Here is a 12,495-nt window from a genome sequence, read left to right as displayed (position 1 = left end):
TGCTGCCGCTACCTGCCGGGCCACGCCGCCCGCTTCTGGAAGAGATCGTGCAACACGGGATAGATCTCGTCGGCACCGATGATGCGCTGCATCGCAAAATGCTCGAACTGGCTCTTCACCGTGAGGTATTCCTCCCAGAGATTCTGCGGTTCTTCCGACGCCACCTCCACATACGCGTAGTACTGCACCAGCGGCAGGATGGATTCGCGCAGCAGCCGACCGCACAACTCGGAATCGCCAGCCCAGTTGTCGCCGTCCGACGCCTGGGCACAGTAGATATTCCACTGGCTGGGCGGATAGCGGTCGTGAATCACTTCCACCATCAGCTTGAGCGCGCTGGAAACGACGGTACCACCGGATTCACGCGAATGGAAGAAGTCTTCCTCGTCGACTTCCTTGGCCACCGTGTGATGGCGAATGAATATCACGTCGATGCGCTCGTAGTTCCGCTTCAGGAACAGATAGAGCAGCATGAAGAAGCGTTTGGCCAGGTCCTTGCGGCTTTCGTCCATCGAACCCGACACATCCATCAGACAGAACATCACGGCCTGCGCCTGGGGCCGCTTCTTGAGCACCCGGTTGTTGTAACGCAGGTCAAGTTTCTCGATAAATGGAACGCGATCCACCTGGGCACGCAGGTGGCGCATTTTTTCCATTAGCGCCTCCGCCAGTTCGGAGTACGGGCCCTCTTTCTCCAGCACGTCGTTGTACTCGCTCTCGAGTTCGTGCAGGCGCTTCATGTATGGGCTCGACAGCGCAATGCGACGCCCCAGCGAGCTGCGCATGGTGCGCAGGATCGACAGGTTTGCTGGCGTGCCGTCGATGGAGTAGCCGGCACGCACCTTGCGCACCTCGGCGATCTTGGCGAGATGGCGCTTGGCCAGGTCCGGCAGCGCCATGTCCTCGAAGAAGAAATTCAGGAAGTCTTCGCGCGACAGCGTGAAGACGAATTCATCCTCGCCCTCTCCGCTGTCGCTGGCGCGCGACCCGCTCCCACCACTGCCCTGCTGCTGGCGATCAAAGCTGTCACCCTTGACGAACTTCTTGTTGCCCGGGTGAATCCACTCCCGCTTGCCGCCCTGGCCGTGATGAAAAATCGGCTCCGAGATGTCCTTGACTGGGATGGACACCTGCCCGCTCTGCTCGATGTCCATGATCTTCCGACCGGACACCGCCTTCGCTACCGCTTGCCGGATCTGCTCGCGGTAGCGCTTGATGAAGCGTTGCTGGTTGACGACACTCTTGTTGCCGCCGTTCTCGCGCCGATCGATGACCGTAGCCATATGCCGTTCGCCCGCCTGTTAAGACGCCAGAAAAAGAAAGCGCCGTGGAAAAAGACCGCGTCCGGTTTGATTACGACGATTTCCTGACGCGCAGATACCACTCCACCAGAAGCCGAACCTGCTTGGGTGTATAGCCTTTCTCAACCATGCGGTTGACGAAGTTCTCGTGCTTGTCCTGGTCTTCGCGCGAAGATTTCGCGTTGAACGAGATCACCGGCAGCAGATCCTCCGTAGTGGAGAACATGCGCTTTTCGATCACCATCCGCAGCTTCTCATAGCTGGTCCAGACCGGGTTCTTGCCACCGTTGTTGGCGCGTGCCCGCAGCACGAAGTTGACGATCTCGTTGCGGAAGTCCTTCGGGTTCGAGATACCCGCGGGCTTTTCCACCTTTTCAAGTTCATCGTTCAGCGCGTTGCGGTCAAGAATTTCACCGGTGTTCGGATCGCGATACTCCTGATCCTGAATCCACAGGTCGGCAAACACCACGTAGCGGTCGAAAATGTTCTGTCCGTATTCGGAATATGACTCCAGGTAGGCCGTCTGAATTTCCTTGCCGATGAACTCCACATACGGCGTGGTCAGGTACTCCTTGATGTACGACATCAACTTGGCTTCCTGCTCCGGCGGAAACTGTTCGCGCTCGATCTGCTGTTCGAGCACATAGAGCAGGTGCACCGGATTGGCGGCCACCTCGGTATTGTCGAAGTTGAACACCTTCGACAGCACCTTGAACGCAAAGCGCGTGGACAGCCCGTTCATGCCTTCGTCGATACCGGCGTAGTCCCGATACTCCTGATACGACTTGGCCTTCGGATCCACGTCCTTGAGGCTTTCGCCGTCATAGACGCGCATCTTCGAAAAGACATTGGAATTCTCAGGCTCCTTGATCCGCGTGAGCACCGCGAACTGCGCCATCATCTTCAGCGTGTTTGGCGCGTTAGGCGCCGCCGACAGCGAACTGCTGCGCAGCAGCTTGTCGTAGATCTTGACCTCGTCGGACACCCGCAGGCAGTACGGCACCTTGACGATATAGATCCGGTCAAGGAAAGCCTCGTTGTTCTTGTCGGCCTTGAACGTCTGCCATTCCGCCTCATTCGAGTGCGCAAGGATGACGCCGTCGAACGGGATCGCACCGAAGCCTTCCGTTCCCTTGTAGTTACCTTCCTGCGTCGCGGTCAGCAGCGGGTGCAGAACCTTGATCGGCGCCTTGAACATTTCGACGAATTCGAGCAGGCCGCGATTGGCCAGGCAAAGCCCGCCGGAATACGAATAGGCATCCGGATCGTCCTGCGGAAAATCCTCGAGCTTGCGGATATCGACCTTGCCGACCAGCGACGAAATGTCCTGGTTGTTTTCGTCGCCAGGCTCGGTCTTGGAAATGGCGATCTGCGCCAGTACCGACGGACGCAGCTTCACTACGCGAAACTTGGTGATGTCGCCATTGAATTCATGCAGACGCTTGACGGCCCACGGCGATGGAATGGTATTCAGGTAGCGCACCGGAATTCCATAGTCCTCCTCCATGATCTTGCCGTCCTCTTCCGACGAGAAGAGACCAAGCGGCGATTCATGGATGGGCGAACCCTTCAGTGCATAGATGGGAATTTCTTCCATCAGCGCCTTGAGCTTCTCGGCCAGCGACGACTTGCCGCCACCGGGAGGCCCCAGCAGATACAGGATCTGCTTGCGCTCCTCCAGGCCCTGCGCCGCGTGCTTGAAGAAGGCGACGATCTGCTCGATCGTGTCCTCCATTCCGTAGAAGTCGCGGAACGCGGGGTAGACCCGGATAACCTTGTTGAAGAACAGTCGGGACAGACGTGGATCATGGTGGGTATCCACCAGTTCAGGCTGTCCGATAGCGGCGAGCATGCGTTCGGCGGCAGTCGCGTAGGCAGCAGGATCTTTCTTGCAGATCTCCAGGTACTCCTGGATGCTGTATTCCTCTTCCTTGCGAGCTTCGAAGCGCGTGGCGTAGTGGCCAAAAATGTCCATACCTCACTCCCGTCAGAGTCCCACGTCCGAGGCGAAGGTAGTTCTACTCCCCTAAGACTCCGCGGCAACTTTGCGTGTCCGCCACCCCGGCTTGGTGGAGTTGCCAAGTTGCGAAGTCTTTACTTCATCATAGTCAAATAACGGCAGACGTGAATCCGGAGTTGACCGCCTTTGGCGTCTGTCAGTTCAGTGATTGCGATGCACGCTCATGACATGCATCTCATCGCCCAAACACTCGCGTCATCACCCTGCAGCGACGGGCCATTGACCATGCTTGTGACACACATTACACCTTTAGCGCGGATGATGCACAGCGTGTTGTGTAACGAGCCAACCAAATCCGGAAACATCTGACAATCGTTGTCCGCCCCACTCCTACATATGATGAAAGGACTGTGCGCGGACACCACTGCGGCCGATATCGTGCAAACGCATGATTTGCACCGGATTTCTCATATCGACCTGAACAATCCGGTTTCATCACTGACGTGCGCCATCGCACGTACCCTCTTGCTCATCCATCCGGTATCGATGACACATGACCCTGCGCTTGTCATGGACGTCACCGAGACAGCATCACGACATGCCACCACACGCCGCATGCCGGGCACCGGTCGCGCATCAGCACTGTCGAGGCGAGAGTGCCAACACGCATGACGGCGCCCCTCGTTGCACTGGCATGCACCGCTTTGCGTCTGCATTTGCCCGTGCCGCACAGTCCAGGTGCGCGCCGTCGTTCCGGAATTACCTGATCGACATCACTACTGGGGAATGAGCAGATTGCGTGCCACGCGCGCGGATTGCTGCACTGCAACGCGCGGCGGCACGCCTGTGGGGGAATTGGCGGGGCTTAGATCGGGTCCCAGTTGATCACGTCAGGCGACCGCTCCAGCTTGAAGAAGCTGCCCTGCATGGCCGGCATGGCGATCTCGGCCACCGTCTCTGGCGTCCAGCCTTCGCTCGTATGCACCGAGCGCACCGGACGCGGCTGGCTCATCAGCATGATCTCGTTCGCCCGGACGGCGAAGATCTGGCCGTTGACCTGGCTGGCCGCATCGCTGGCCAGGAACACCGCCACGGGGGCGATCTTTCCGGCTTCCATCTTTTGCAGGCGCATCACGCGAGCCTTCTCCTCCGGCGTTTCAGCCGGGATCGAGCTGGTCATCCGGCTCCAGGCGAATGGTGCGATGCAATTCGAGCGTACGTTGAAGCGTTGCATGTCCAGCGCGATCGATTTCGACAACGCGGCGATGCCCAGCTTGGCGGCCGAGTAGTTGGCCTGGCCCAGGTTGCCGATCAGGCCCGACGTCGAGGTCATATGCACGTAGGCGCCGCTTTCCTGATCCTTGAAATAGTTCGCAGCCGCGCGGCTGACGAAGAACGTGCCGTGCAGGTGCACATCGATCACCGACCGCCACTCCTCTTCATTCATCTTGAAGAACATGCGGTCGCGCAGGTTGCCGGCATTGTTGACCACGGCATCGATGCGCCCGAAATTGTCGAGCGCGCACTGGACGATGGCATTGGCACCGGCCCAGGTCGATACGCTGTCCGTATTGGCCACGGCCTCGCCGCCGGCCGCCCGGATTTCTTCCACCACGCGCTGTGCCGGTCCGGCATCGCCCCCTTCACCACTCATCGATACACCGAGGTCGTTGGCCACCACGCGCGCACCGGCAGCGGCCATGCCCAGCGCGATCCCGCGGCCAATGCCGCCGCCCGCGCCCGTCACCACCACGACCTTGCCTGCCATCATTCCACTCATCTTCGCCTCCTTAGCTACCAGATTGCCGGGTTCCGGAACGGTCCCCGTTTTAATGCCGAGGCGGATACGATAAATTGGCGGCGGAGTTTCTGGAATTCACAAATGACAAAAGTGGGCTTCACGCTCGCTGAACCCATGCACTACGACCTGACCGACCTGCGCCTCTTTCTCAACGTCGGAGAAACCGAAAACCTGACCCGCGCCGCGGAACGCAGCTTCCTGTCGCTGCCCGCCGCCAGTTCGCGCATCAAGCAACTTGAGGAGGCGTTTCAAACGCAGTTACTGATCCGCCAGGTCAAGGGCGTGCGCCTGACGCCGGCCGGCGACGAACTGCTGCGTCATGCGCGCGAGGTGTTCCGCCAGTTGGAATGCCTGCACGCCGATCTGCGCCCCTATGCCAAGGGCGTCAAGGGCCGCGTGCGGCTGCTGGCCAATACCACGGCCACGAACTCGTTCCTGGCCAACGGGTTGTCGCGCTTTCTGTCGGAGAACCCCGATGTCGATGTCGAGCTGGAGGAGCACCTGTCGGCCGATATCGTGTCGGCCGTCGGCAACGGTGCGGCCGATCTGGGGATCGTCGCCGGTGAAGTGGCCACCGCCGACCTGGATACGATGCAGCTCTGCAGCGATGAGCTGATCGTCATCGCCCCAGTCAATCATCCCCTTCCGGCTTTCAAGGCGCTCCACTTCGCGGATCTGCTCGACACCTGCCGATTCGTCGGCCTGAATCAGTCGTCGGCGATCCAGTCGTTCCTGGACCGCATTGCCAGCGGCATGGGCAAGCGCATCAGCCTGCGCATTCAGGTGGGTAGCTTCGACGCGGTATGCCGTATGGTGGAAGCCGGCGCGGGCATCGCCATCGTGCCGAACAGTTGCGCGCGGCGCTACGCGAGCCGCAAGGTGCTGCGCTTCATCAAGCTCGAAGACGAATGGGCGCGGCGCGAACTGCGGCTGGTACGCCGGCCCGGACGCGAACTGCCGCAGTTCGCGGAAACGCTGATCCAGTATCTGGCCGAAGCGGCGCGGGAACCGGTGTGAGTCTGGTGATCTCCCTCGCCCAGGCAAGGGAGAGGGAGATCACCCTTGGGTGCATCGAGCGGTCAGTCCGCCTGTACGCCGGCTGCCTTGATGATCGGCGACCACTTGTCGATCTCCGAAGCCAGCCAGGTATGCAGGCCCTCCGGCGTCTGCTTGTCGGCCGGCACGATCACCGCGCCAAGGTCCTTCATGCGCGCCATCACGGCCGGGTCCTTGAGCGCGGCGCGCAATGCGCCGTTGAGTTTGTCGATGACGGCCGGCGGCGTGGCTTTCGGCGCGTAGATGCCGTGCCAGACCTTGACCTCGAAGCCCTTCAGCCCACCCTCGCGCAGGGTTGGCGTATCGGGCAGCGCCGGAATCCGCTCGGCGGTGGTCACGCCATACAGCTTGACCTTGCCGGACTTGATATGCGGCAGCGTTTGCGTGGTCTGGTCGCAGAGGATATCCACCTGGCCGCCCAGCAGCGCAGTCAGCGCGGGCGCGGTGCCCTGATAGGGAATCGTCTGCAGGTCCACGCCAATGGCCTTCTGGAACAGCATCCCGCAAAGCTGGGACACTGCGCCCAGACCGGCATTCGCCAGATTCACCTTGCTCTGGTTCTGCTTGATATAGCTGACCAGTTCCGGCAGCGTGTTGGCCGGCAGGTCATGACGACCGAGCAGCGTCATCGGCACGTCGGCCACCTGACCCACGAACGAGAAGTCGGTCAGCGGCTTGTACGGCAGCTTCGAGTACAGCGCAGGCGCGGTGGCCATGCCGTTGTGGTGGATCAGGATCGTGTAGCCATCGGGCGCGGACTTGGCCACGAAGGCGGCGGACACGGTGCCACCGGCACCCAGCCGGTTTTCCACTACCACGCTCTGGCCCAGCGACTTCGACATCGCCGCCGCCACCGAGCGCGCTACCACGTCGGTGGGGCCGCCTGCCGCAAACGGCACCACCATCGTGATGGGCCGCGAAGGGTACGGGTCGGCCGCGCGCGCGATGCCGGGCGTGACCACCGCCGTAGCCACGGCCAGTGCGGCCCACGCCAGGTTTGCCGAAAATTGCCGGAATACAGTCATGCAATGTCTCCTGTCTGCGCGTGTATCACGCGTCTGTTCAAACTTGGAATCCGTCAGGGCGTCAGCGTGAAAGCAATCGCATCGGTCCACAATTCCGATTTGCCGAAGGGTGGACAAGGCCCCGGAAAAGCCACGGGATAACCCTGAGCGTCCGGCGCAAACCCTAAGCCGGACAGAAGCCGCGCTTCAGCAAATGCGAATGTTGCTGCGGCGACGGCTCGGGAATAATGGCCTCACCCCCGACATTGACCGGACATTGCCATGCATGCTGCACAGGACCAAGACCAGATTTACCCCGAGATCCGCGAGGCCGTACGCGATCTCTGCCAGCAGTTCAACTCCGCCTACTGGCAGCGCATCGAAGAACAGAACGGATTCCCCGAAGAGTTCGTGCAGGCGCTGACGCAGGCCGGCTGGCTGTCCGCGCTGATCCCCGAGGCATACGGCGGCTCCGGCCTGCCGCTGACCGCGGCATCGGTGATCATGGAAGAAATCAATCGCAACGGCGGCAACTCCGGCGCGTGCCACGGCCAGATGTACGTGATGGGCTGCCTGCTGCGCCACGGCTCGGAGGCGCAGAAGCAGCGCTGGCTGCCCGGTATCGCATCCGGTGAACTGCGCATGCAGTCGATGGCCGTGACCGAACCGACCACCGGCACCGACACCACCAAGCTCAAGACCACCGCCGTCCGTCGTGGCGACAAGTACGTGATCAACGGCCAGAAGGTCTGGATCTCGCGCGTGCAGCACTCGGACCTGATGCTGCTGCTGGCGCGTACCACCCCGCTCGACCAGGTGAAGAAGAAGTCCGAAGGCCTGTCGGTGTTCGTGGTGGACCTGCGCGAAGCCATCGGCAACGGCCTGACGGTGCAGCCGATCCGCAACATGGTCAATCACGAGACCAACGAACTGTTCTTCGACAACCTGGAGATTCCCGCCGAGAACCTGATCGGCGAGGAAGGCCGCGGCCTCAAGTACATCCTGGATGGACTGAACGCCGAGCGCATCCTGATCGCGGCCGAGTGCATCGGCGACGGCTACTGGTTCGTGGAGCGCGCCAGCGGCTATGCGCGCGAGCGGATCGTGTTCGACCGGCCGATCGGCCAGAACCAGGGCGTGCAGTTCCCGATCGCGCGGTCCTTCGTCAACGTGGAAGCGGCCAGCCTGATGCGCTACAAGGCCGCGCAACTGTTCGACGCCGGCAAACCCTGCGGCAAGGAAGCCAACATGGCCAAGCTGCTGGCGGCGGATGCATCGTGGGAAGCGGCCAACGTCTGCCTGCAGACGCATGGCGGTTTCGGTTTTGCCGCCGAATACGACATCGAGCGCAAGTTCCGCGAAACACGCCTGTACCAGGTGGCGCCGATCTCCACGAACCTGATCCTGTCCTACGTGGCCGAGCACGTGCTCGAACTGCCGCGTTCGTTCTGACCGCCAATACAGACATGCCCAACGAAACCTACCCCACACGCCAGCTCTGCGAATTCCTGGCCCGGCTGAAGCTCGACGATGTGCCTGCACCGGTCGTCGAACGGACCAAGGATCTGTTCCTGGACTGGATCGCCTCGGCAATCGCCGGCAAGGATGCCCCCGCCATTCGCCGCATCCAGGAATTTGCCGCCGCGATGGGACCGAATTCCGGCGACGCCGAAGTTTTCGTGGATCGCCGCCGCACATCGCCCTACTTTGCCGCGCTGATCAACGGTGCGTCGTCGCACGTGGTGGAACAGGACGACGTCCACAACGGCTCGGTGCTGCATCCGGCGGCCGTGGTCTTCCCTGCCGTGGTGGCTGCCGCGCAAGCCGAAGGCAAAACCGGCGCCGAGGTGCTGCTGGCATCGATCGCGGGTTATGAAGCGGGCATTCGCATCGGCGAATTCATGGGCCGCTCGCACTATCGCGTGTTCCATACCACCGGCACGGTCGGCACGCTGGCCGCGGCGGCGGCAGTGGCCAAGCTGTACGGCCTTGACGCGGAAGGCATCAACCAGGCGCTCGGTTCCGCCGGCACGCAGGCGGCGGGCCTGTGGGAATTCCTGCGCGATGCAGCCGATTCCAAACAGCTGCACACGGCCAAGGCCGCGGCGGACGGCCTGCAATCGGCATGGCTCGCGCGCGCTGGCTTCACCGGCGCCAAGCAGATTCTGGAAGGTGCCCAAGGCATGGCCGCGGGCATGTCGAGCGACGCCAATCCCGCCGCGCTGACCGATGGTCTTGGCACGCGCTGGGCAACCGCCGAGACCTCGTTCAAGTTCTTCGCTTCCTGCCGTCACACCCATCCGGCCGCCGATGCTCTGAAGGCGCTGATGCAACGCGAACACCTGCAGGCGGAACAGATCGAAGCAGTCACGGCGCACGTGCACCAGGGCGCGATCGATGTACTCGGCCCCGTGGTCAACCCCGTGACGATCCATCAGGCGAAGTTTTCGATGGGCACCGTACTGGGCCTGGTGGCGGTGCACACCCATGCCGGCCTCGGTGAATTCGAGCAGCATGCGTTGCAGGACCCGCGCATCGCCGCGTTTTGCAACAAGGTGACGATGGCGCTCGATGACGAGATCAATGCCGCCTATCCGCGCCAATGGATCGGCCGCGTGTCCGTGCGCACGACCGACGGGCGCACGCTGGAAGCACGCGTCGATGTGCCCAAGGGCGATCCGGACAACACGCTGTCGCGCCCGGAACTCGAAGCCAAGGCCATCCAGCTTGGTGCATTCCGCCACGGCGCCAGCGAAGCCGAAATGCGCGCGATCATTGCGCGCGTCTGGCGACTCGAACAGGAAGGCCACGTAGCAAACTGGCTGCCCGTTGGCCGGTGAAAAGGAATTCAAACCATGACACAGCCCACGCTTGAACAGTTGCGGGAATGGATCGGCCGATCGGAATCGCGCACTGAAACACTCGCAGCCGAGCCGGTCCACGCGCTGGCCGCCACCTTCGACCTCGATGGCGCGGCCATCGCGCGCGAGCCGCTGCCACCGCTCTGGCACTGGCTCTACTTTCTGCCGCGCGCGCCGCAGCACACGCTCGGACAAGACGGCCATCCGACGCTGGGCGGATTCCTGCCGCCCGTGCCCCTGCCCCGCCGCATGTGGGCGGGCAGCGAGCTGTCGTTCCATCGCGGCTTGCGCGTGGGCGACACGGTCACCCGAACATCGACCATCACCGACGTGCAGCACAAGGCGGGCCGTACCGGCGAACTGTGGTTCGTGTCGGTCGACCACGTATTCACGGTCGATGGCCAGACGGCGCTGACCGAGCGCCACGATATCGTCTACCGCGCCATGCCGCCGAAGGGGCAACCGCAACCGCCGCGCCCGGCGCTGGAGCTAACGGCGCAATTCGGCCGCACGCTGCAGGCAGACCCCGCGCTGCTGTTCCGCTTTTCGGCGCTCACCTTCAACGCGCACCGCATTCACTACGACCTGGATTACGTGCGCGACGTGGAGGGCTACCCCGGCCTGATCGTGCATGGCCCGCTGCAGGCCATGCTGATGCTGGAGTTGCTGCGTCATGAGCGCCCCGGCGCCCGTGTGAAACGCTTCGGCTTCCGCGGACTGGCACCGCTGTTTCACCAGGACACGGTGGCAGTGGGCGGCGCCGACGAACCCGGCACGCCGGGCAAGGTGCGGCTGTGGACCGGCGACGGTGCCGGTGGCCAGGCCATGTCGGGGTGGGCCGAGACCGAAGGCTGAAGCCGCGCTGGATCGCGGTGAGCCGGACGGCCAGATCGGCGCCGGCTAGCCGCGCCGATTTTCATCGAAGCTGCCGTACTCTCCCGCCGCGCGGGAGAGTGTCCTTCCAACTCAGATCACCAGTTCGATCAGGAACGGGCCCTTGCGCTCGTTGGCCGTGCGGAACAGGTCGTTGAAGGCGTCCATGTTGTCGGCGCGCGCGGCCTCCACGCCCATGCCGTTGGCCATCTTGACCCAGTCGAGGTCCGGATTGCCAATGTCGAGCATATCCATCGCCGTCTTGCCAGGATTGGCGCCGACGCCAGCCAGCTCACCCAGCAGGATCGCGTACTTGCGGTTGGCCAACAGCACAATCGTCACGTCGAGCTTTTCACGCGCCATCGTCCACAGGGACTGCAGCGTGTACATGCCTGAGCCATCGGCCTGCAGCGCCACCACGCGGCGGTCCGGCGCGGCAATCGCCGCACCGGTGGCCAGCGGCAGGCCCGCGCCGATCGCGCCGCCTGTCAGTTGCAGCCAGTCGTGCGGCGCCGCGTGCACGGTGCCCGGATAGAACGCGCGGCCAAAGCTCACGCTTTCCTCCACCACCACGGCCTGCTCGGGCAACAACGCGGTCAGCGACTGGGCCACTGCCTCCGACGTGATTGCACCCTTGGCCGGTGCCGCAGACATCGGCGCGGATTGCGGCAGGGCGGCGTTGCGTGCGCCAAGTTCGTCGGCCAGGCGCGCCAGCGCTTCGCCCAGGTCCTCCTCCGCGCGGGCCAGCACATGTATCGATGCATCCTCCGGATACGGACGCGGTGACTTGCCCGGATAGGCGAAGAACGTGACCGGCGTCGGCGCGCCGACCAGAATCACGTTGCGGATGCCAGCCAGCTTCTGGCGTGCCGCGTCTCCCGAGTAAGGAATACGGTCGACTGCCAGGTGCCCGCGACCGCGCGTCACGCGCGAATTCGACATCGGCGTGATCAGGCGCGCATCGGTCGCCGCGGCAATACGATGCGCATCGGCCAGCGCGCCTGCGCGTAGCGCGGCCCCGGCCAGCACGATCAGCGTGGGCTGACCGCTGCGCAGCACGCGCGCCGCATTCTGTACCGCGTCGGGCGATACCTTCGGCACCGGCAAGGCCGGCAACGGCCCGGCCACCTTGCCACCGTCATCCCAGCACACATCCGACGGCAGGATCAGACTGGCCACGCCACCGGGCGCGCCCCGCGCGGCCTGCACCGCGGCGGCGGCGTCGGCACCCACGGACGCGGCATGGGTCGCCGTGCGCGTCCACACCGAAACGGGACGGGCCCAGCCTTCGGTATCGGCGGTCAGTGGCGCATCGAGCGGACGATGATAGGTGGCCTGGTCGCCGACGATGTTGACGATCGGGGTCTGCGCGCGGCGCGCGTTGTGCAGGTTTGCCAGCCCATTGGCCAGGCCGGGGCCGCAATGCAGCAGCGTGGCCGCCGGCTTGTCGGCCATGCGCGCGTACCCGTCGGCCGCACCGGTGACCACGCCTTCGAACAGGCCCAGCACGCAGCGCATGCCGGGAATGCGGTCGAGGGCGGCCACGAAGTGCATTTCGCTCGTGCCGGGGTTGGCAAAGCAGGTATCCACGCCGCAGGCAAGCAGCGTCTTGACCAGGCTTTCCGCGCCATTCATCGTT

At 63.3% G+C, this 12,495-nt stretch carries 9 protein-coding genes; 4 read left to right on the top strand and 5 right to left on the bottom strand.

Going from position 1 to position 12,495, the window contains the following annotated elements:
- Positions 1 to 8: 8 nt before the first annotated feature.
- The 3 genes from AC3FLX_RS02795 to AC3FLX_RS02785 all read right to left on the bottom strand — a co-directional run bounded on the left by AC3FLX_RS02795 (position 9) and on the right by AC3FLX_RS02785 (position 5,041).
- On the bottom strand, positions 9 to 1,283 hold the full coding sequence (locus tag AC3FLX_RS02795) for a YeaH/YhbH family protein (protein WP_488693627.1): 1,275 nt from the start codon (positions 1,281 to 1,283) through the stop codon (positions 9 to 11).
- Between the two features lie 70 nt (positions 1,284 to 1,353).
- Entirely contained in the window at positions 1,354 to 3,276 is a 1,923-nt protein-coding gene (locus AC3FLX_RS02790; protein WP_488693626.1) for a PrkA family serine protein kinase, read from the bottom strand.
- An 850-nt stretch (positions 3,277 to 4,126) separates the two neighbouring features.
- The gene (locus AC3FLX_RS02785; RefSeq protein WP_488693624.1) at positions 4,127 to 5,041 is read right to left on the bottom strand and encodes an SDR family NAD(P)-dependent oxidoreductase; all 915 of its coding nucleotides are present in this window, start codon (positions 5,039 to 5,041) and stop codon (positions 4,127 to 4,129) included.
- Positions 5,042 to 5,176: 135 nt separating this feature from the next.
- Between AC3FLX_RS02785 and AC3FLX_RS02780 the strand changes: the two genes are divergently transcribed.
- The gene (locus tag AC3FLX_RS02780) at positions 5,177 to 6,079 is read left to right on the top strand and encodes a LysR family transcriptional regulator (RefSeq protein WP_488693722.1); all 903 of its coding nucleotides are present in this window, start codon (positions 5,177 to 5,179) and stop codon (positions 6,077 to 6,079) included.
- Between the two features lie 62 nt (positions 6,080 to 6,141).
- On the opposite strand, the gene AC3FLX_RS02775 is transcribed toward AC3FLX_RS02780, so the two are convergent.
- Positions 6,142 to 7,143, bottom strand: a complete 1,002-nt coding sequence (locus AC3FLX_RS02775; protein WP_488693622.1) for a tripartite tricarboxylate transporter substrate-binding protein — start codon at positions 7,141 to 7,143, stop codon at positions 6,142 to 6,144.
- Positions 7,144 to 7,404: 261 nt separating this feature from the next.
- Between AC3FLX_RS02775 and AC3FLX_RS02770 the strand changes: the two genes are divergently transcribed.
- Genes AC3FLX_RS02770 through AC3FLX_RS02760 form a run of 3 tightly spaced genes read left to right on the top strand, consistent with a single transcriptional unit; the run spans position 7,405 to position 10,838 of the window.
- Positions 7,405 to 8,574, top strand: coding sequence for an acyl-CoA dehydrogenase family protein (locus tag AC3FLX_RS02770; protein WP_488693620.1), 1,170 nt, complete (start codon positions 7,405 to 7,407; stop codon positions 8,572 to 8,574).
- 14 nt (positions 8,575 to 8,588) lie between these two features.
- On the top strand, positions 8,589 to 9,962 hold the full coding sequence (locus tag AC3FLX_RS02765; protein ID WP_488693618.1) for an MmgE/PrpD family protein: 1,374 nt from the start codon (positions 8,589 to 8,591) through the stop codon (positions 9,960 to 9,962).
- Positions 9,963 to 9,977: 15 nt separating this feature from the next.
- Positions 9,978 to 10,838 (top strand): HTD2 family dehydratase, encoded by an 861-nt coding sequence (locus tag AC3FLX_RS02760; RefSeq protein ID WP_488693616.1) that lies wholly within the window; start codon positions 9,978 to 9,980, stop codon positions 10,836 to 10,838.
- A 111-nt stretch (positions 10,839 to 10,949) separates the two neighbouring features.
- Here the strand turns inward: AC3FLX_RS02760 and AC3FLX_RS02755 are convergent, their stop codons facing one another.
- Complete coding sequence (locus tag AC3FLX_RS02755) at positions 10,950 to 12,491, bottom strand: acetolactate synthase large subunit (protein WP_488693720.1); 1,542 nt, start codon at positions 12,489 to 12,491, stop codon at positions 10,950 to 10,952.
- Positions 12,492 to 12,495 lie beyond the last annotated feature (4 nt).

This window comes from Cupriavidus sp. 291-E7 (genome assembly GCF_057798835.1).
Note: the sequence above shows the minus strand (reverse complement) of the source record. Positions and strands in the feature narration are given on the sequence as shown.